Source organism: Streptomyces sp. NPDC001822 (assembly GCF_042892135.1).
Taxonomy (GTDB): domain Bacteria; phylum Actinomycetota; class Actinomycetes; order Streptomycetales; family Streptomycetaceae; genus Streptomyces.
In genome coordinates this window covers 571,382-591,639 of the sequence record NZ_JBIATW010000003.1, presented here as the reverse complement: position 1 = coordinate 591,639, position 20,258 = coordinate 571,382, and the positions used below count along the sequence as shown (strand labels likewise).

Genomic DNA, 20,258 nt, shown 5'->3' with positions numbered 1-20,258 from the left:
AGGAACCACCGTGCACGATCAAGCCAGCCACGCGTCCGAGAGGGGGCCTGCCGAAGCCGTCGCCGTCATCGGCCTGGCAGGCCGGTTCGCCGGTGCCGACAGCGCCGATGAACTGTGGACGCTGCTGCACAACGGCACCGACGCGATCACCGAGATCCCCTCGGACCGCTTCGACATCGATGTGGTCTACGACCCCACCCCACGCACTCCCGGCCGGACCGTGAGCAGGTGGGGTGGATTCCTGAGGCGGATAGCGGACTTCGACGCGGACTTCTTCGGCATCACCCCGCACGAGGCCGACAAGACGGACCCGCAGCAGCGCCTGCTGCTCGAGGTCGCCTACGAGGCACTGGAGGACGCGGGCCTGCCGCTGTCCGACCTGGCCGGTTCCGATACGGGGGTCTACGTGGGCCAGGCCGGCGGCGACTACCTGCACATGCAGTACGCCGCACGCGAACGGTTCGACCTGTACGCCATGACGGGAGCGGCTCTTCGCGCGACCACCTCGGGACGGCTGTCCTACGCCTTCGACCTGCGGGGCCCCAGCTGCACCGTCGACACGGCCTGTTCCTCCTCGCTGGCCGCCGTGCACAACGCCGTGCAGGCCCTGCGCCTGGGGGAATGCCGGCTGGCGATCGCGGGAGCCGTCAACCTCGTGCTGCGGCCGGAGGAGGGCATCGCGTACTCCAGTGCCGCCATGCTCGCCGAGGACGGGCGCTGCAAGTTCGGCGACGCCTCCGGGGACGGATTCGTCCGCAGCGAGGGCGTCGGCACCGTGATCCTCAAGCCCCTCTCCCTGGCGCTGGCGGACGGGAACCGGATCCGGGCCGTCCTGCGCGGCTCAGCCCTGGGCAACGACGGCCGCTCCAGCGGATACCTGGTCACACCGGGGGTCGAGGGCCAGCGCCGGGTGGTCACGCGCGCCTACGCGGACGCGGGGGTCGATCCGGCGGACGTGGACTACGTGGAGGCGCACGGTTCGGGGACCGTTGCCGGCGATCCCGTCGAGCTCGAAGCACTCGCGCACGTCCTCGGCGAGGGCCGTCCCGCCGGCCGCCCGGCGCTCGTGGGGTCGGTCAAGACCAACATCGGCCACGCCGAGGCGGCCGCCGGCATAGCCGGTCTCATCAAGGCGGTGCTCTGCCTGGAACACCGCGTCGTCCCCGCGAGCCTGCACCTCGAGGAGCCCAACCCGGCGGTGCCGTGGGCCTCCCTTCCGCTGGAGGTCGTCACCCGGAACACACCGCTGCCCGACCGAGGCAGGCCCGCTCTGATGGGAGTCAGCAGCTTCGGCCTCTCGGGCACCGACGCCCATGTCGTCCTCGAAGAGCACGTGCCCGGACCGCCAACCGGCCGGGAGCGCGCGGCTCACCGTACGGAACTGCTCACCCTCTCCGCCGCGACACCCGAGGCCCTCACCGAACTCGCCGCGTCGTACGCACGGTTCCTCGCCACCGGGGCGAACGCCTCCGGCAGCCTGCGCGACATCTGCCACAGCGCCGCTCTGCACCGTTCCCACCTCGACGTACGGCTGTCCCTGCCGGTCACTTCCCGCGAACAGGCCGCACGGGCACTCACCGAGTTCGTGGGTGACGACCCCGGACCCGAACTGTCCTTCTCCCCCTACACCGATCCCACCAGGCGCCCCAAGGTCGCGTTCGTCTTCCCCGGGCAGGGCTCCCAGTGGATCGGGATGGGACGCGAACTCCTCGACGACGAGCCCGCCTTCGCCCGCGCCATGCACATGTGTGACGAAGCCGTGCGCGCGGAGACCGGATGGTCGGTCATCGGACTGCTGCGGCAGGGATCCGAGGCCCGCCTCGCCGAACTCGACGTCATTCAGCCCGTGTTGTGGGCGATGGAGATCGCGCTGGCGGAGGTGTGGCGCTCATGGGGGGTCGAACCGGATGTCGTCATAGGCCACAGCATGGGTGAAGCGGCGGCGGCGTACATCGCCGGAGCCCTGAGTATCGAGGACGCGGCAGCCGTCATCTGCCGGCGAAGCCGGATCGCCAAGCGACTGGCCGGCCACGGTGCCATGGCCTCCGTCGCGCTGCCCGCCGCCGAGGCTGCCCGTGTTCTCACCGGTCACGGGGAAAGCGTCGCTGTCGCCGCCGTCAACAGCCCGACATCCACCCTGCTTTCGGGCGAGGCGGGGGCTCTGAGCCGCGTCCTCGCGGTCCTCGATGCCCGAGGCGTCCCGAACCGCCGGGTCAGGACCGACTTCGCCTCGCACTCCCCGCAGATGGACGCGCTGCGTGACGACCTGCTGGAAGCCTTGAAGGACCTGGTTCCGCGCCGGGCGCGCGTGGCGATCCGCTCCACCCTCCTCGGAGAGGTCGTCGACGGTTCGGGCATGGACGCCGGCTACTGGGCCCGGAACATCCGCGAGCCCGTCGACTTCGCCGGAGCGGTCCGGGACCAGATCGGTACGGGTGACACCGTGTTCATCGAGATGAGCCCTCACCCCGTACTGATCAGTGGCATCAAGGAGACCGGCCGGGCGGCGGGACGGGACGACACGACGGCCGTGGGTTCACTCCGCCGCGGTGAGGGCGGACGCACCGCCCTGCTGACGGCGGCCGGGTACCTCCACACCGCGGGGGTGCCGCTGGACCTCGCCGCACTCGTCGACGGTGGCCGTTACGTTCCGCTGCCCGGCTACCCCTGGCAGCGCACCCGGCACTGGCTGCCCCTGCCCGCCTCGGCACCGGCACCGGCACCGGGCACCTGGGCTCCCGCGGGCGGGGCGGCTCCCGTGGACACCGTGGCTCCGCCGGGCGCGGTGGTCTCTCGGAACGCTCCGGCCTCTGCGGACCGGGCGCCGTCGACCTGGACCAGCGCCACGCCGACGCACCCGCTCCTGGGAGAACTCACCGCCTCCGACGGCGACACCCGTGTATGGGAGGGCCCTCTCGACCTGGTCCGCCATCCGTACCTGGCCGGCCACAGGGTCCGGGACACCGTCGTCGTGCCCGGCACCGTCCACCTGGAACTGCTCACGGAAGCCGTCCGCCGGATTCTCGGCGACGGACCCGTGACCCTGGCCGACGTCCACTACCAGCAGGCACTCCGCCTCGACGAAGACGGAACCGCGCCGACCCTGCGGGTGAGCGCCACCCCCGCCGCCGGGCGGCTGACGCTCCAGATCCACAGCAGGTCCGCCCGCGACGCCGCCTGGGTCCTGCACGCGCAGGCGGAAGGACACGTCCTTCACGAGCCCGGAGATCCTGCCCCGGCGGACCTCACAGCCCTCCGTGACCGCCTTCCGGAACACCGGAGCGCCACCGGCTTCTATCTGCGCCACGCGGAACAGGGCAACCAGTGGAACGGCGCCTTCCGTTGCCTGGAGGAGATGTGGAGCGGGGGCGCAGACACCCTTGCGCGCCTCGTGCTCCCGGAAGAGGTCCGCACCGGCCTCTCCGACCACCATTTCCACCCCGCCCTGCTCGACGCGAGCTGTCATGCCATGGCAGCGGCCCGCGCCCACGTGGCGGAGCACGAGGAGGGTGTCTTCGTCTTCGAAGGAGTCGACGAGTACCGCGCCCACCACCGGCCCGGACCCGAGGTGTTCAGCCACGTCCGCCTCACCCCGGCCGGGCGCACTGACTCGTTCGCCGCCGACATCGACGTACGTGACGCGTCCGGCCGGCTCCTGGCACAACTGCGAGGTGCGCGCATGCGGTATCTCGGCGGTCGTGCCCTCGCCCATGAGGAGAACGCGGCGACCAGCATTCCCGAATCCGGTGTCCCCGCAGCACGACACCTCGGCGACGACCCGAAGGGCTGGCTGTACGACCTCCGGTGGAAGGCGCTGCCGCGCCGGGAAGTTCCTGGTGCACCGGACGTACGCGGCACCTGGTTGGTCCTCAGCGACAGCGGGCCCGTCGGCAGAGCGGCCGTCGGAGCGCTCCGGGCCAACGGGCAGGACGTCGTCGTCGTGACCACCGGCGCGAGCTACCAGGACTCCGGCGACCGCATCCGCATCGACGCCGCGGACCCCGCGCACTACACCAAAGCACTCGACGAAGTCGCGGGCCGGGGACGGCTCCGCGGCATCGTGCACCTGTGGTCCCTGGACGCGGAAGCGGGACTGGACGCCACCGGGAAGGAGATCGAGAGAGCCCAACTGCTGTCCTGCGGCAGTGTCGTCCACCTGACCCAGGCCCTCGACGCCCGGGAACCGTCCGACAGCCCCGGACTGTGGCTGATCAGCCGGAACGCGCAGCGCGTCACCTCGGAGGACCGGCACATCGCCCCCTTCCAGGCGCCCCTGTGGGGGCTGGGACGCACTCTCGCCGCGGAGCATCCCGATTGGTGCACCCGCCTGGTCGATCTGGACCGCAGCCCCCGGAGCGTCGATGCCCTGGTCGACGGCCTTCTCGCCCCCGACGACGAGGACCAGATCGCGCTGCGCGACGGCTCACGCCGAGTAGCCCGCCTGGTGCCCCGCCGGACGGCATCCACGAGTGAAGCGTGGCCGTCGGCCGTGGCGCGCCTGTCGCTCCCGTCCCCGGGTGCGGGCGAGGACCCGCGGCTGACCCCGACGACACTCCCCGAACTCGCCCGGGACGAAGTCGCCATCCGTGTCTCCCACGCCGTACTCGACCGTCCGGGGACCCTGCTGCCCGGCGACCGGCCGACGGGCGCCGCGTGTTCCGGGACCGTGATCGCCGTGGGGGCCGGCGATCACGGCGTGGCCGTCGGTGACGACGTCATCGCGCTCGCCGAGGGCGCGACGGCGACACACGTCGTCACCAAGGCGGTTCTCACGGCGCCGAAGCCGAACGGCATCACGTTTGCCGAGGCGGCCACCCTGCCCAAGGCGTATCTCACCGCGTACCACGCGTTCCACGAACTCGCCCGTGTCGGCGAGGGCGACCGTGTCCTGGTCCATGGGGCGACCGACGGGAACGGCCTGGCGGCCGTCAACGTGGCCAGGTGGCTCGGCGCGGACGTCCACGTAACGGGCGAGGGCACGGAGGAACGGCGGTGGCCGGCCGAACAGGGCATAGGACACGTCGTCGACTCCCGTCCGTCCGTCTTCTCCTCGACGCTCCGGGAGGCCACGGGCGAGGCGGGGTACGACGCCATCCTGAACACGCTGACGGGCGGAGCCGTCCCCGCGGATTTCTCGTCGATGGCGCCTCACGGCCACTACCTCGGCCTGATCGAGCCCGGCACGAGCGGTGACACCGCCCTGGACCGGGGTCTTCTCGTGCCCAACCGCTCCTTCCACGCGATCGATGTCGTCCAGATGATCCGCCATCGCCCGCACAGAGCCGGTGCCGTGCTTCGGGCGGTTGCCGACCTGGTCGGCACCGGCATGCTCGCCCCACTGCCCCATGAAGAACTCGGTGCTCCGAAAGCCGGGAGCGCTGTATCCCCGACCGGCCGGAGGGAACGTCTCGGCGACACCGTCCTCGCATTCACCGACGAATGCCTCAAGGCCGCACCGGACCGTCGGACGGCGCCGGCCGCCCCGCCCGTGCACGCCGTCGGTACCTACCTCATCACGGGCGGCACCGGGGGCATCGGAGCGCGTCTTGCCATCCGGCTCGTGGAACAGGGCGCCCGTACCCTCCTCCTGACCGGTCGTACCCCGCTGCCCGACCCGGCCACCGCCGCTCCCGACCACCCGCTGGCGGCTCAGCTGGCGGTGCTGCGCGATCTCGCCCGGCGAGGCGTGGACGTCGAGTACGCGGCCGTCGACGTGGCCGACCACCGGGCCATGCGTGCCCTGCTCGACGCCCGGACCGGCGCAGGCAAGCCGGGACTGCGAGGGATCTTCCACGCAGCAGGTGCCTTCGACGACGTGCTGGTGCGTGACATGACGGCGGGGCAGCTCTCCGCCCATCTGCGGGCCAAGGTCTCGGGGGCCTGGAACCTTCACCGGCTCACGCGCGACGTACCCCTGGACCGGTTCGTCCTGTTCTCCTCGTGCTACTCCGTCCTGTCCGCCCCCTTCCTCGGCGGTTACGCCGCCGGAAACGCGTTCCTGGACGCTCTGGCCCACGTGCGTCGCGCCCAGGGCGCGCCGGCCACATGCGTCAACTGGGGTTACTGGGACGGCGTCGGCATGGTTCCCCGCAAGGAGGAGCAATACGGACGACAGCTCCTCCCCCACGGCATGTCGGGTTTCTCGCCCGCCGAAGGGCTCGACGTCCTGGACTCGCTCCTCGCCGATGACGCCTCGCACACGGTCGTTCTCCGGGCCGACTGGATGGCGTGGTCGCGCACCTACGAGGACTCCGCACGAGTGCCGCTGCTCAGGGAACTGACGTCACTGCAGCTTCAGCAGGAAACCGACCGTTCGCAGCCCCGCGTGCTCGCCGAGACCCGCCGGCAGTCTCGCCTGCTCCCCGAGGTCGGCCCCCGTCCTCGCGTGCGCACGGAGTCGCACCCCGCGGCTTCACCCCGGGCCCATCGGACGGACCACGAACAGTCCGGTGCGGTGCCGATGGCCACCGGACCGATGCGTCCCGCGACCTCCGTGCCGCCGCCCTCGCGGAGTGCGGTGGGCACTGAAGTCGTCGAGGGGCTCAAGGCTCTGACCTCGGAGATTCTGGGGACAGCACCGGAACGACTCAACCTGAACCGTCCCCTGGACAGGATGGGAATGGATTCGATGATGGCCGTGCGGTTGAGGAACGCCATCGACCGGAGATTTCACGTCAAGCTGCCGATGTCCACGATCCTGCGGGGCAGCTCGGTCCGTGTCCTCGCCCAGGCAGTTGCCGACTCCAGTACGGCCTCCGAGGCCGTACCCGCACCGGAAGGACCGAACTCGAAGTGAAGACCCCCGACCTCTACATCGCCGGACTCGGCGTGTACGTCCCTCCTGTCATGGACGCCCGGAAGGCGGTGGAACTAGGCCTCTACGACGCCGAGGACCACGAGCACCACGGATGGACCGGCACCGCCGTGGCGGGGGACATGACGGCGCCGGACATGGCGGTGCAGGCGGCGCGTCAGGCACGCGAGCGCGCCGGCACCCACCCCCACGACCTCGCCCTCCACATCCACGCCTGTCTGTACAGACAAGGACCCGGCGCCTGGTCGGCGCAGCACTACATCCTGCGGCACCTCACGGACCGGGACATCCCCGCGTACCGGATCGAGCAGGGGTGCAACGGTCTGATCGGCTCGATCGAACTCGCCGCGTGCTATCTCCAGGCCGTTCCCGAACGCAAGGCGGCCCTCGTCACCGGCGCCGACAACGTGGGCGCTCCGGGTTTCAACCGATGGGCCTCCCTCGACAACGGGGTGCTCGGCGACGGCGCGAGTGCCGTCGTGCTGACCAAGGAGCCGGGGTTCGCCAGAGTCCTGTCGGTCGTCAGCGGCTCCACCGCCGAGGTCGAGGAGCACTTCCGCGACGAGGAGTTCCCTCCCGTCACCGTTCCCGGCGGCGGCGCGGTGGACGAGAACCGCTCCGCGGCAGAGCGGGTGCAGGACGAGGCGGTCTCCGAGGCCGTGGGCCGCCAGGCGGAGCTGCGGACAGAACTCGCTCTGCGCGCGATGGCCGAGGCCGATCTGGACGTCAGCGAGATCACGCGGGTCGCACACATCTTCACCGGCCGGAAGAGCCATCTCCGGAGCATTCTCGACCCGGTGGGCCTCAGCATTGATCAAGGGTTGCTGGAGTTCGGGCGGAAGGTGGGTCACATGACAGTCAACGACCAGGTGGTCGGCCTCGCTCATCTCGTCGAGACCAGGGCGGTCTCCGCCGGCGACCATGTGCTGATCATGGCGCACGGGGGCGGGGTGTCCGTCACGTGCGCTGTGATCCGCGTCGAGTACATACCGCGATGGGCGGACGGCGGGGACCGGACGGGCTGAGCAGGGGGCCACCTGATCCAGAGCCGCTCGCTCCACGTCCGGCTGAGCCGGAGGCAGGGCGGGGAAGAGTCCCCCGGGCGTGGGAGCACGGGTCGCCAGGACACGGATCGCCGACGGACCGACATCCGCGTCCTGGCCTCCTGGCCCCGTTCAGAGGTGAGCGTCGAACCGGAAGGCCGGTGCCTCGAAACCGGGGTAGCCCTCGAAGGCCGCAGCGGTGACGGGCGCCCCCTTCAGGGTCGCCTCGTCGAACCAGGTGTGGCCCTGGAAGGCCGCTGCTCCGAACAGGGCGTCACGCTCGAATACGGCCGCCGCGAAGGAAGCCGTGCTCTTGAAGGTGGCCCTCTCGAAACGGACGCTGTCCCGGAACACCGCCTCTTCGAACAAGGCGATGTCGTTGAAGGTCGCCGACGTCAGTTCGGCTGCGCCCTCGAAGGCCGCTTTCATGAATCCGGCCTTGCCGTCGACGGTCGCCGAGGTGAACCTCGCCGTGCTCTCGAAGACCGCGTCCTGGAACCCGGCGTACTTCTCGAAGGCCACGTTCTCGAACGACGCGGTGTCCTCGAACACAGCCACCTCGAACCAGGCGTCGTCGCGGAAGGTCGCCGACGTGAACAGGGCGGACCCGGTGAAGGTCGCCTCCTCGAACCAGGCGGTGCCCTCGAAGACCGCTGCCTCGAAACGGGCCGTGCCGATGCGGGGAAGCCCCCCGGCGGACTGGTCGCGCAGGGCGTCGAGGACGGAGTGGAACAAGCGGTCGGGGAAGGTGGTGCCGCGAAGATCGATGTCCGCCCCGGCGCTCAACCCCGTCAGGTACACCTTGCGCTCGGCCTCCGGCAGGTGGGCGAGGCACGATGTGTTGCGGGGGATGTGAACACCCCGGCAGCCGACCGGATCGCCGGCAGTGGCACCGCGACCGCAGTGCGGCCAGGAGGGCGGAGCGGCGGGGGTTTCAGATACTGGATGCGCCATACCTGGTGGACGCGTGAACCCGGCCGAAAAGTTGCGCGCCCTCGTGCTCCGGCAGCCCGCAGCGCTGCAGACGGTCAGGTTCGCGGACGGCGGCCGAAGAAGTGGTCAGTCAGCCGGAAGCAGCACCGCACTGCCTGGCGAGCCTTGAGCGCACATCCGACACCCCTTCGACCTCCACGCCACTGCCACTCATTCGTATGAAAGGTATGCGGTTCGGGTGATCCACCTTGTCATCCCCCATAAGGTACGGAGCGCCAAATGAGTCCATATAGAAGGGTGTGGTATCCGTGCGCGCTGAAGCGGTAGACCGAGTTCGGTTGGTGTTCACGTTGTTCGACGCCGACGGGAACGGGGTCATCGAAGCCGAAGATTTCGAGCTGATGGCGTCGAGGGTCGTCGCGGCGGCGCACGAAGCGGATGCGGGTAGGCGCAGCGCGTTGACGACTGCTTTCCGGACGTTCTGGGGGGCACTGTCGGAGCAACTGGACGACAACCGCGATGGCAGGGTCGACTTCGAGGAGTTCCGGGCGGTCGTCCTGGCCCCGGAGCGGTTCGACTCGGCGCTCACGGAGTTCGCCCAGGCGCTCACGGCTGTGGCGGACCCGAACGGTGACGGGCTGGTCGAGCGGCCGCTGTTCGTAGCGACCATGACCGCCATCGGCTTCGCGACGCCGAACATTCACGCCCTGTTCGACGCCCTCGAGCCGATGGGTACGGAGCAGGTGTCGGTGTCGGCCTGGGCCGAGAGCATCAGGGAGTACTACAACCCCGATGCGGCGGGGATCTCGGACCACCTGGTCGGACAGCCTGTGGGCTGAGCATCGCGGGCTCGACCGCGATCGTTGGTGCCGTTGGCGCCGTTGGCGCCGTTGGCCGCACGATACGCATCGCCAGGGCCAGCCCTGGCGGTGTCGGTGATTCCGGCGGCACCGCAACGGCGCCCGGCCGGTGGCGTCGGCACGGCCGGATGGTTCGGCCGGCGGTGGCGTGGCACTCCCGTAGCGCAGTGGCGGAGACGATGCCCTTCTTGACGAAGCCTGTGTCACCGATGATCAGGATGCCGTCGCCGACGCCGACCTGTTCGGGCCGACCCCACCAGAGGAAGGTCGTATCCTGCTGCTGAAGGACGGAACGCACCAGCGGACAACACTGGTGTCGGCCCTGAAGTCACCGTCCACAGGGAGCTGGCCTGTCGTGCACGGGCCAGGCTCAACGTTTCTAGGAGCTCCGCATGACCGCCGATCTGGTGACCTTTGTCCGGGCTCGTTTCGACGAGGAGCTGGAAAAGGCTCGCTTCGCCGGCAACGTGGTGGTCACGCAGCCCGAACGCTTCGGCGTCGCACCCGAGGACGCCGCCAAGCACGCTCGCTTCTCCGTGGCCGCCGCTGAGGCACGCCTCGCGTTGCTCGACGACACCGTGGTGCCGTACCTGGGAACTGCGGGACCGGGCGGCCGGAACGCCGAATTTCAGCTTCGGCTGCTCGCCGCGCCCTACGTCGAGCATCAGGACTACCCGCACGACGACGAATCCGTCCTCCGGCCCGGGGGTCTGGCATGACCGCCGGTCTGGTGGCCTTCCTTCAAGCCCGTCTCGACGAGCGGGAGGCAGTCGCTGTTGCCGCCGGCGTCACGGGTAAGGACTGGCAGGCCGTAGGGACCGGCGTTTACTCCACAGCCGCCTTCGACGACGATGTCGCACCTCTGGTCACGGCCGGTCCGGAGATCGGTGGGTCCGACGAAGACGCCGCCCGCGCCGAGCACATCGCCCTGCACGACCCCGCACAGGTGTTGCGTGAGGTAGTGGCCATACGGGGGCTGCTGAATCAGTACACGGCGCTCAAGACGAGTGCCGGGACTGCGGACGCGTCCCATCGCGACACTGCCGACATGCACCGCATGGCCGTCGGCATGGCAGCACAGCACCTCGCGCATGCGTACGCCGACCACCCGGACTACCGGCCGGAGTGGCGCCTGTAGGCACACATGCCACGACCCCGCGCCACCGGCCCCGCACGTACTCGAAGGTCGTAAGCGCGACCGTCTGACTCTCTGGCCGTCGTTCGTAACGGCTGCCGTCCGCCGACGCGTTCGCTGCCCCACGGCCGCGGTGCCCTAGGCCGTGTATCGGAAGTGGATCTCGAACGGTGCGGCGAAGGTTCAAATCGCGGTGGGATCCAAAGCAGTGCAGTCATTGACGGCGACCAGGACCGGATCGACGTAGCCAAGCCGCAGTAGCACAGCAGAAACAGCAGTGGGCCCGTGATGTCGGTCGGCACCGTGGGCCTACGTGCGTACGCCGATCATCAGTCCCAGATCAGCCTGCCGCCCTGAACACGTCCAGTTGCGCCCTGCACCCCCGCAGAAATCTGCTCCATGAGGACGACCGTCTCGCTGAACAGAGCGGTCAGTGACTCGTGAACTCCGAAGGATGGCGCATCCCCATCGCCGAATGAACCGATCTGACCGCTACGCACATCCAGGAACTTGCCGTAACAAGCATCATCGTCCGAGATGATCGGAATCCACTGCTCATGCCAGAAGGGAAACTCCGGTTCGTCGGACGGGTCGTCGCGCTCGATCTCCATCTTGAAGTGGTAGGTCCGCTCCATGGCCGCGAGTCCCAGCAAATCGCGGTTGCCGGGCACGACCCCTTCCGTGACACCCTCAGGGTCATTGTCGGCCCCGGATGCCTGGAGCCACGTCCGAAGCTCGACCGGGAAACCGATGCCCATGCGCTCCTCAGCCGCAGTGATCGCTGCCGGCGGAGCGGGAGCAAGGATCGACGACGCAGTCGTCGGTGCATTCGTCTCCAGCCAGTCCACCAATCGCTGCCACGCCAACTGCACGTCCCCCATGGTCATTCCTTTCTCTGAACGTCTACCTCACGGCCTGACGGCGCACCCTACGGCCCGGCAGCGAAGCGCCCCAGAAGCGCAACGTCGTGCGCGAGGACGACTTCGGCTGTGTGTTCTGCGGCATGAAACCTGGATCCCATCGCGTGACAGCCGAGGGTCACAGCCACTCGTTGACGGCCGCGATGAGGACGGTCGCCTCGTAGCGGACCGCGAGCTTGTCGTACCTCGTGGCCACAGCTCGGTGTCTCTTGAGGCGGTTGATACCGCACTCGACAGCGTGGCGCTCACGGTAGTCGACCGGGTCGAAACGTGGCGGCTGGCCGCCACGGGAGCCGCGTTTTCTTCGGTTGCGCGCCTGGTCGGCCTTGTCAGGGATGGTGCAGCGGATGCCGCGGCGGCGTAGGTAGGCGCGGTTCGCGCGGGAGGCGTACGCCTTGTCAGCGCGCACGCGATCGGGGCGGACACGTGGCCGTCCCGGCCCTGCACGAGGCACACGGACTCTCTTCAGCACAGGCTCGAACTGCGGAGAGTCTCCACGCTGCCCAGCTGTGACCACGATCGACATCAGTTTCTGGCCCTGCTCGACGGCCAAGTGCAGCTTGGTAGTGAATCCGCCGCGCGAACGTCCCAGTCCGTGATCACGAGGGTCAGTGAAGACACCGCCCGGCGGCTCCTTCTGCAGATCGCCCCGCTTCCGGGCCCCGGCCGCATGCTGATGGGCGCGACATACCGTGGAGTCAACGCTCAGGTCCCACGTAATCGAACCCTTCAGGTCGGCCTGGGACTGAAGCTGAGTAAAGATCCGGTGCCAATTGCCTTCCCGCTGCCACCGGCGGAACAGGTCGTAGACCCGACCCCACGGCCCGTACTCGGAGGGGACGTCCCGCCATGGAACACCCGTCCGAACCCGGAACCTTATGCCGTCGATCAACTGCCGCCGAGACCAAACAGGTGGCCGCCCCGCTCTCGTGCCCTTCGGCAACAACGGCTCCAGCACCGTCCACTGCTCGTCCGTGAGATCTCCACGCCCCATGAACCGGGATCATCCACTACTCAAGATCCATTTTCGATACACGGCCTAGAGTCACCCGCATGCGACGAGGAACTGGGCTCGCGACTGCCGGGGCTGCGGCTCTGGCGTGGGGTGAGTGGTTGAACTGGCGCTGGTCTCGGGCTCTCGTGGGGCGCAGCACGGGTGCGTCCGAGGCCGTGGTCGTGTTGGGTTACCGGAACCCTCAGCCAACGGCGAACTACATCAACCGCTGGCGAGTCCGAGCTGGCCTTCGCTCCGCCGCCGCCGGCGATGCGCATGACACTCGCGTGATCTTCAGCGGTGGAGTCACGAGCGGCAGCGCTTCGGAGGCCCGGCTGATGGCCGACTATGCGAGGTCGGTGCTTGGTTTCGAAGGCACGGTGCTCCTCGAGGGCGAGAGTGCGACAACCTGGGAGAACATCGCCAACGTGATCCCGCTGCTCGAAACTGTCGACCGTATCAAGATCGCGTCCCAACCAGCCCACGCACTCAAGGCCCGCGCGTACTTGCGGAGGCAGCGCCCGGATCTTGCTGCGAGGCTTGTGAGAGCGGATGACTACCGCCCGGGCGAGTGGGTGGCCGGTAAGCCGCTGTTGGCTCTCTACGGGCTTTGGAAACTCCGCGTCCTCACAGCCGACGAGCGGAAGGTCTCGCCGTAGGCAGTCACGCTCTCACCTTCGTCATCAGGATGACGCTCTGTGAGCCGTCACGAGACGGGCGGGCAACCGAAGGCGACGACGGCTCGCGGGTGCCGCCTCGGTTGCCCATCCTCCGTGTCTCACCCCGGAGGCGCTTCATGAGGGTGGCGGCGAGTCGGTTCGCCTGTGTGCCGCCCCGGGTCCGTACAGCCGGGGACCCGTCCGATCTGCACGCAGCGGCACGTGGGCGCTGCACCCAACTCATGCCACCTTGATGACGACCTTGCCCGAGGTATGGCCGTTCTCGACGGCGGCGAGGGCGGCCGGGGCTTCGGAGAGCGGATGGACCGCGGTGATGACGGGTGCGAGGACTCCGTCGAGGGCCAGCCGGGCCGACCGCTCCAGGTTCCCGCGGTCGAGGCGACGCTCGACGAAACGCCCACCGAGGTCGGTCACGGACGTATCACCGACCGCGATGACGTTGCGGGGGTCCCGGGCCAGCGGAGCGACCGTCCGCAGTGAGGTGCCCCCGACCAGGTCGATGATGCCGTCGAAGCCGGCCGGAACCAGCTCGCGTGCCGCGGCGGCGACGTCCTCGGCGGTGTAGTCGATGAACCGCACCCCGATGCCCTCGGCGTGCTCGCGTTTGGCGGTGCTCCCGGTGCCGATCACGCGCAGTTCCCGCCCCTTGGCCAGCCGGGCGACGGCGAGGCCGACCCCTCCCCCGACCCCGTTGACCAGGACCGTGGCACCGGCGGGGAGGCCGAGCTGGTCGAGCACGTCCACGGCGGTCGTCCCGGCCACCGGCAGCGTTGCCGCCGCGGTTGCGGACAGACCCGCCGGGATGCGCGCGGTGTTCGGTGCGGCCAGCACAGTCGTCTCGGCGTAGGTGCCGCCACCGGTCAGTGCGAAGCCGAAGACCGCGTCGCCCACCTCGAGCCCGTTGACGTCCTCGCCCCGGGCGAGCACGGTTCCGGCGGCCTCCATGCCGAGCACGCGGGGAAACGGGCGCCCGCCGTCGAGCCCGTCGACCAAACCTGAGCGCAGAAGGTGGTCGAGGGGATTCACGCCGGCGACGTCGACCCGGATCAGCACCTCACCGCGACCGGGTCCGGGATCGGGACGATCGAAGAACTCCTGCACCTCGGGCCCGCCGTACCTGCTGAAACCCCATGCCTGCCCCATCTTCCGCCGCCTCTCGTACGACCCTCCCGGTGGTTCCGGGCGCTGTCGTCATCCTCACCGCTGACATTGATGTCAGAGGCAACCGGCTGAGACGCACATCACAGCATCAGGTCGACCGCGCTGCCGCTTCCTGGCCCGTGGAAAGCTTCGCCCGGTGCCGGCTGTTGGCCATGATCAGCACGTCGAGTGCGTCCCGGGTCTCGGTCAGGTGCGCGATGTCGGAGTCGATCCGGTCGCGCTCGCGCATCATCGCCGTGAACGTCTCCTCGGCGACGCCCAGGTCACCGGGGATGTCCACACACGGCAGCACAGTCGCGATCACCCGGCTGGGCATTCCCGCGTCGAACAGCTGCCGGATGAGCGACACGCGCTGGACCGCGGCATCGGAATAGTGACGCTGCCCCGCGTCGGAGCGTGCGCTGGTCAGCAGTCCCTGGTCTTCGTAGTAGCGCAGTGAGCGCGGACTCACGCCCGTGCGCTTGGCAAGCTCGCCTATCCGCATCCTTGAGAGCCTACGCCCGCGAGCCTCACGGTCTCCGGGTGGCTGGCGGCGTAGGTCCTGCCATGGGCGTTCAAGGAGAGCAGCGGCTTTCAGGGAGGCCTCGGGCATCCCTCGCTGCCGCCGTGAGCGATCCCGGATGTCGGCGGCCGGGCGCACGACGACTGGTGGTTCGCCCGTCTGGGCAACGGATGGTGGTTCGGCCGTACGGGCAACGGCTGGTGGTTTGCCCGTACGGGCGACGACTGCTGATCGCGTCCCGTAGTCTCTCTCTCGGCCTTTCCTCAAGCTGGGGCCCTCCGATCCCGGAGGGCTCACCTTAGGGAAAGTGAGGAATCTTCATGGTCGTGAAGCCTGTTGAGGGTGGAGAGACTGCGAGGCACCTCGTGTTGAAGACCGCGCTGTATGTTGTCGGCTTCGTACTGAGTCGGCTCATTATTCACTGGCTCGGTGTGTGAGGAAAGGCTGCCCCGGCGAGTACGAGCCGGGGACTCTCCATACGTGGGGCGACCCCGAGCAGCCGGCCTCGCGCGGATCCGCGCGAGGCGTCGAACGTGCGCCGCGCGGCGAATGCCTGCAACCACGGCTCGGCCGGCAGATCGTCCGCCGCGCCCGGGACCCGACGGGCGAAGTAGCCGTGCAGGGCCGCCGAGGACCCCGCGGCGTTCACGCCGCTGGTCGAGACGTACTCGACGGCCCTGGACAGTTGGGCATCACCGGCACGGTCACCGTGTGCCGTCGTGCTCCGAAGTCACGGAAAATCCCTCTCCGACTGCCGGACGACAGTCTCACCCCGTACGTGCCACCCGGGGCCAGGAGCGTTCGCGCACCCGAGGACTCCGCCGTGGTGGTGCGGGCACCGGAACCCGTGGTGGAGGCTGGAGCGATGCCCCGGCGACTGTCAGCCACTCCGGTCGGCCGATCGGTGGATGTGCTCTCGCCCTTCGCGGTCCTCGAACTCGACGCTGAAGGTGAAGCCCATCCGGCGCAGGGCCGCCAGCAGGACGGTGATGCGATCGGGGTCCACGAATCCGCTGATCAGGACGGGGTCACAGGGGATCAGCTCAAGCTCCGCGCACTCGTTCTCGACCTGGAACTCGGTCCAGGACGATCGGCGGACCCTCCAGCCGGCACGGACGAACAACTCCGCCGCGCCGTGGGCGTCTGCGGTCCCGGTCAGAGAGCCCAATACGTTGTGACCGAGATCGGACAGTGCCAGGGCGGCGGCGTCAAGACGCGGCCCGTCCGTGCCGCCAGAGGTGAAGTCCACGCCTGACAGTATCCAGCAGGGCACGGTCACCTCGCGCGCGAGCGAACTGGCGTGCCCGACTCGGCCCGTGCAGACGGTCGTCGTGTCACCCACCCTCAACGTACGTATGGCGCTACGGAGACGAGCCGTGCTGGGAACGTCGTGGGCGTGGAGAGGAGCAGCGGCCCCGTCGGGGCCGAGAACTCCTGGTCACCCAGGACGCCCGGAACCTGCTTCCGGACATAGGGCGCGCGCCGCCGGCACGGGCCAGGTGCCGAGGGACTGGGCCAGTCGGTCACTCTGCTCCCGGGTGATGCCCTGAGCGAGATGTGTCCCGCACCGTGGGCTCATGAAACCGTCGCAGTGCAGGATGCCTCGGAACGGTTCCTGGCTGCCGGAGAGTGGGGAGAGAGCAGGGAGCGTCCACTCGGCCGGCTCCCACAAGGGGTGGTCGGTGAGGAGTGCTGCCGCGAGATGCGGTGACAGCGTCGCGGGGACTCCCGCGAGCACCAAGGCGTTGCCGACGACGTCCGCTGCGTCCTCGGGTAGATCGCAGTCACCGAGAGCGGGGAGCAGGAGGAGAAGGCGGGCGTACGCGGCGTGGACTCCCGGGGCTCCGAGGTCCGGCTCGTGAGCGATGTGGTGAAGCTCCTGCCAGGAGAGTCCCGGGCCGGCCTGATGGCCGCTCACGGTGGCCAGACTGCCGTGGCGGCCCCACTCGGGATGGGTGACGAGGTACTCCGTCGCCGGGTCCTCCGGATAGTTGCAGCCGAGGACCACCACGGTGTGACTGCCCGCGCACGGTATCCGGAACACAGGCCACCGGTCTTCGTCGCTCAGCGCCTCCCAGGCCGCGTCGGCATCGGCCCCGTCGGCACCGAACCAGTCCGGAGTGGTGTCGTCGTCCTCCTCCGTCTGGCTCAACCACATCAGGTAGGCCGCCCAGAACCCCGGCAGTTCCAGCAGTTCCTCCCCGGCGACGACCGGAGCATCCTCGAATCCCTCTATCAGCACGGGCTCAGAGTCCCACCCGCCCATGACAGCGCACCACTTCGCGGATGCCTCGCTCGTAGGCCGTGCAAGAGGGGTTGCGCAGAGGGCGGCCGCGCGTCTGCATCCGCCGTGGCGTGCGCGTCACCACTCCCGACAGGCCGTCGCCATGCCCCCGGGCGAGAGCCGATCGTGCTCGTATGCGTGCTCACGTGCCGGTGCCGGCCATGAGGGTGACCTCATGCGCGGCCTCCCGGACGGCCTCGATGGTGGATTCGCAACGCCGTCGACGCAGCCAGGCGAGAGCTGACGTGGAGGGTGAGAGGTCGGTCACCTCGATGTATCTGATCCCAGGGCGCGGGAAGTACTCGCAGGCTGCGGCCGGGAGAAAGCACATCGCCTCCCCGGTGGCCACCGTGTGCAGCAACGACTCCATGTCGGTGACCACTGGACCGTATCGGACACGGCTGCCGTCGGGGCGGGGGTCGACCGCCCAGAAGTCCCACCACATCCTCGGGACCTGCTCGGGAACGTCGACCACCGGGATGCCGGAGAGCTGGGCCAGGGTGAGCCGGGGCAGAGCCGCCAAGGGATGGTCGGCTGCCAGGCAGGCCACGCGTGGTTCGGTGGCCAGGTGGTGCATTTCGATGTCGTCCGCCACCGGAGGGCGGAGGAAGACCACGTCGACCTCCTGTTGAACCAGCGCACCCATGTGGTCGCCGAAACTGAGGTTCACCAGATCCAGGGTCGTTGTCGGGTGGCGCTCCTTGACCAGACGAAGGACGGCACGGGTGTGTGCCATGGCGGCCTCGGCTCCGATGGTTCCGACGACGAGTCGCCTGGCCGTCTGCCGCAGCTGTGCGTCGGCGACGCGCCTGAGCCGATCCACGGCCGCGACCGCCGCACGGGCTTCGGGGAGCAGGGCCCGCCCTTCCTCCGTCAACGTGAGTGCCCTACTGGTCCGTTCGACCACACGTACTCCCAGACGCTTCTCCAGCTCTCTGATCTGCTGACTCAGCGCCGGTTGAGTAATGAACAAACGCGCGGCGGCTTGTCCGAAATGGAGCTCTTCGCTCAATGCGAGATAGAGTCGAAGCTGATGAATGCTCGGTTCTTTGGAGCGGGGTGCTCTCATTCCCATGAACCCTTTCGCCGTTCAACATGCAGCCATAATCAACAACTTATCGATCAGCAGACATCACATGCTCCGACTTGAGTGACATACCTGCGTCGACCATGTGACAGTCAATGGGCCGTCCTGATCAGAGTGACGGTTCACACGGGGGAAAGCGCAGTGCTCTGTCACCGGTCGGAAGACGGTTGCCGAAGTGCTGCCGGTTCCCGCCGTGAAGCGAGAGTCCCGGGTGGACCGGGGATGGTGACACAGAGGGGGACCACCACGCATGCCCGCGCGTCTTCGCCTGCTCAGAGCCCATCACCGCACGGTGCGGCAGGCCGTCGGCAACAGCAGCGGTAGCTCCTCACGCGTTGATCGCCGACGGTGCTCCCGCCGTGCGGCGTCCACTCCCGTCCTCGCCGCTCTCCTGTCCGCGGTCACTCTGTGGACCACGGCATGCGCACCGAGCGGATCGGAGGCACCTCGGCGGGGGCAGCCGCCACGGGAGCTCACCGTCACGGAGCGAAAAGTACTGGCCCAGGCGGAGAAGATTCTCACCCGCGACTGCATGCGAAAGGAGGGCTTCTCTTTCTGGGTCACCCCAGAACTCCCCGAGCCCGTGGAGCGTTTGTTCCCGTACGTCATCGACGACAAGCAGTGGGCCGCCGCGAATGGCTACGGCCGCGCGATCCGGGAACGCCGGGACGAATTGGCCGGCGGCGATCCCAACCGCAGCTACTTCGACGGGCTCACGAAAGACCGCAAGGCCGCCGCGGTCACGGCGCTCAACGGACCGACCGCGGAAGGGCTGGAAGCCGACATCCCCGGCATGGGCAAGGTCCGGCACAGCGACAGGGGTTGTGCCTCGGAAGCCCAGCGCGTGCTGTATTCCGATCTCCGCGCCTGGTATCGCGCCAAGAAGGTCACCGACGCCCTGCACCGGTCGGCCATGACAGTGGCCGCCGGCGACCCCGGGCTCGTTCCCGCCACCCGGCAGTGGGCCGTCTGCATGCGGGAGCGGGGCCACCCGTACGACATGCCTCAGGAGGCACGTGACCGCTTCACGCGTGGCCCCGGGGCCGGTGAGTTCGCCACGGCTCGGGCCGAGGCCGCGTGTGCACAGGCATCGGGCCTGGCCGCGGCAGTCCGCAAGGTGAGCCGTGCACATCAGGAGGAACTGGAATCACACCATCGCACCGAGGTCGAGGATCGCGCCGTGCTCGAGCACGCGGCGCTCAGCCGGGCCCGCGACATCGTCCGCCGCGGCTGATCAACCCGAAAGCAGTCAACGAGAGGAACACGACATGAGGAAGCTCGCTTCACTGGCCGGTGCGGTCGCCCTGGTGGCGGTCGCGTTCGCGATTCCCACGGCGCAGGCCTCCGAGCCGGCGCCGAAGGAGTCCCGCACCCTCGCCGCGGCCGCAGCCGACGGCAAACTCCACGTCTGGGAGCACCCCTACCGGAGCGGCGGTCACTGCGCCTGGAGCGGGGCCAACCGCAACTGGGACTATCCGGGCCCTGGTTGCCCGCCGCTGCGCAACCTCGTCTCCTCGGTGGAGAACAGGGGGTACGCCGGTGACTACGACGACGTCAACCTGTACTACAACGAGGACCAGAGCGGCGTGTACGCGTGCCTCGGCAACGGTGACATGTGGCTGGACCTCACGCTCGGACGTGAGGTCTTCAGCCACGGCTGGTCGTGGTGGGACGGCTACGGCGAGTCGGTGAACGACAACATCGCCTCGCACGAGTGGACGGACAGCTGCTGACCGTCCGCACCTGACCGCTTCCCGTGCGGATGCGGACGGCACCGTACGCAGGTGAACGCGGCCCGCGCGACCCCCGGAAAGGGTGTCGCGCGGGCCGTGTTCGTGGGGCCGG

General features: G+C 69.0%; 16 protein-coding genes. 8 read left to right on the top strand and 8 right to left on the bottom strand.

Annotated elements, in window-relative coordinates:
• The first annotated feature begins 10 nt into the window (after positions 1-10).
• Together ACFYY2_RS10495 and ACFYY2_RS10490 are read left to right on the top strand one after the other, a co-directional pair.
• Positions 11-6,796 carry an acyltransferase domain-containing protein gene (locus ACFYY2_RS10495; protein WP_388739871.1) on the top strand — a complete coding sequence of 2,262 codons (6,786 nt, stop codon included), beginning with the start codon at positions 11-13 and terminating at the stop codon, positions 6,794-6,796.
• Positions 6,793-7,839, top strand: a complete 1,047-nt coding sequence (locus tag ACFYY2_RS10490; RefSeq protein WP_388739868.1) for a ketoacyl-ACP synthase III family protein — start codon at positions 6,793-6,795, stop codon at positions 7,837-7,839. The genes ACFYY2_RS10495 and ACFYY2_RS10490 overlap by 4 nt, the downstream gene beginning before the upstream one ends.
• A 150-nt stretch (positions 7,840-7,989) precedes the next feature.
• Here ACFYY2_RS10490 and ACFYY2_RS10485 read toward each other — a convergent pair whose 3' ends face one another.
• A complete protein-coding gene (locus ACFYY2_RS10485; RefSeq protein ID WP_388739866.1) occupies positions 7,990-8,643 on the bottom strand; it encodes a pentapeptide repeat-containing protein in 654 nt (217 codons plus the stop codon).
• 455 nt (positions 8,644-9,098) lie between these two features.
• Between ACFYY2_RS10485 and ACFYY2_RS10480 the strand changes: the two genes are divergently transcribed.
• From ACFYY2_RS10480 to ACFYY2_RS10470, 3 genes are all read left to right on the top strand, one after another.
• The gene (locus ACFYY2_RS10480; RefSeq protein ID WP_388739864.1) at positions 9,099-9,629 is read left to right on the top strand and encodes an EF-hand domain-containing protein; all 531 of its coding nucleotides are present in this window, start codon (positions 9,099-9,101) and stop codon (positions 9,627-9,629) included.
• A 413-nt stretch (positions 9,630-10,042) separates the two neighbouring features.
• Positions 10,043-10,369 (top strand): DUF6221 family protein, encoded by a 327-nt coding sequence (locus ACFYY2_RS10475; RefSeq protein ID WP_388739862.1) that lies wholly within the window; start codon positions 10,043-10,045, stop codon positions 10,367-10,369.
• Positions 10,366-10,788: a DUF6221 family protein gene (locus ACFYY2_RS10470; protein WP_388739860.1), complete on the top strand. Its 423-nt coding sequence runs from the start codon at positions 10,366-10,368 to the stop codon at positions 10,786-10,788. Before ACFYY2_RS10475 ends, ACFYY2_RS10470 begins: the two co-directional genes overlap by 4 nt.
• 326 nt (positions 10,789-11,114) lie before the next feature.
• On the opposite strand, the gene ACFYY2_RS10465 is transcribed toward ACFYY2_RS10470, so the two are convergent.
• Both ACFYY2_RS10465 and ACFYY2_RS10460 read right to left on the bottom strand, forming a co-directional pair.
• On the bottom strand, positions 11,115-11,666 hold the full coding sequence (locus ACFYY2_RS10465; protein ID WP_388739857.1) for an SMI1/KNR4 family protein: 552 nt from the start codon (positions 11,664-11,666) through the stop codon (positions 11,115-11,117).
• Between the two features lie 157 nt (positions 11,667-11,823).
• Positions 11,824-12,699, bottom strand: a complete 876-nt coding sequence (locus ACFYY2_RS10460) for an IS5 family transposase (protein ID WP_388739854.1) — start codon at positions 12,697-12,699, stop codon at positions 11,824-11,826.
• Between the two features lie 59 nt (positions 12,700-12,758).
• On the opposite strand from ACFYY2_RS10460, the gene ACFYY2_RS10455 reads away from it, so the two are divergent.
• On the top strand, positions 12,759-13,358 hold the full coding sequence (locus ACFYY2_RS10455; protein WP_388739852.1) for a YdcF family protein: 600 nt from the start codon (positions 12,759-12,761) through the stop codon (positions 13,356-13,358).
• 240 nt (positions 13,359-13,598) lie between these two features.
• Here the strand turns inward: ACFYY2_RS10455 and ACFYY2_RS10450 are convergent, their stop codons facing one another.
• The 5 genes from ACFYY2_RS10450 to ACFYY2_RS10430 form a co-directional block, all read right to left on the bottom strand.
• Entirely contained in the window at positions 13,599-14,522 is a 924-nt protein-coding gene (locus tag ACFYY2_RS10450) for an NADP-dependent oxidoreductase (protein ID WP_388739849.1), read from the bottom strand.
• Positions 14,523-14,628: 106 nt separating this feature from the next.
• Positions 14,629-15,024, bottom strand: a complete 396-nt coding sequence (locus ACFYY2_RS10445) for a MerR family transcriptional regulator (RefSeq protein WP_388739846.1) — start codon at positions 15,022-15,024, stop codon at positions 14,629-14,631.
• An 898-nt stretch (positions 15,025-15,922) separates the two neighbouring features.
• Entirely contained in the window at positions 15,923-16,291 is a 369-nt protein-coding gene (locus ACFYY2_RS10440) for a hypothetical protein (RefSeq protein ID WP_388739843.1), read from the bottom strand.
• A gap of 189 nt (positions 16,292-16,480) precedes the next feature.
• On the bottom strand, positions 16,481-17,284 hold the full coding sequence (locus ACFYY2_RS10435) for a hypothetical protein (protein WP_388739840.1): 804 nt from the start codon (positions 17,282-17,284) through the stop codon (positions 16,481-16,483).
• Positions 17,285-17,468: 184 nt separating this feature from the next.
• On the bottom strand, positions 17,469-18,395 hold the full coding sequence (locus ACFYY2_RS10430; RefSeq protein WP_388739837.1) for a LysR family transcriptional regulator: 927 nt from the start codon (positions 18,393-18,395) through the stop codon (positions 17,469-17,471).
• A gap of 550 nt (positions 18,396-18,945) precedes the next feature.
• On the opposite strand from ACFYY2_RS10430, the gene ACFYY2_RS10425 reads away from it, so the two are divergent.
• Together ACFYY2_RS10425 and ACFYY2_RS10420 are read left to right on the top strand one after the other, a co-directional pair.
• Positions 18,946-19,647, top strand: a complete 702-nt coding sequence (locus ACFYY2_RS10425; protein ID WP_388739834.1) for a hypothetical protein — start codon at positions 18,946-18,948, stop codon at positions 19,645-19,647.
• A 34-nt stretch (positions 19,648-19,681) separates the two neighbouring features.
• Positions 19,682-20,146: a hypothetical protein gene (locus ACFYY2_RS10420; protein WP_388739832.1), complete on the top strand. Its 465-nt coding sequence runs from the start codon at positions 19,682-19,684 to the stop codon at positions 20,144-20,146.
• Positions 20,147-20,258: the final 112 nt, after the last annotated feature.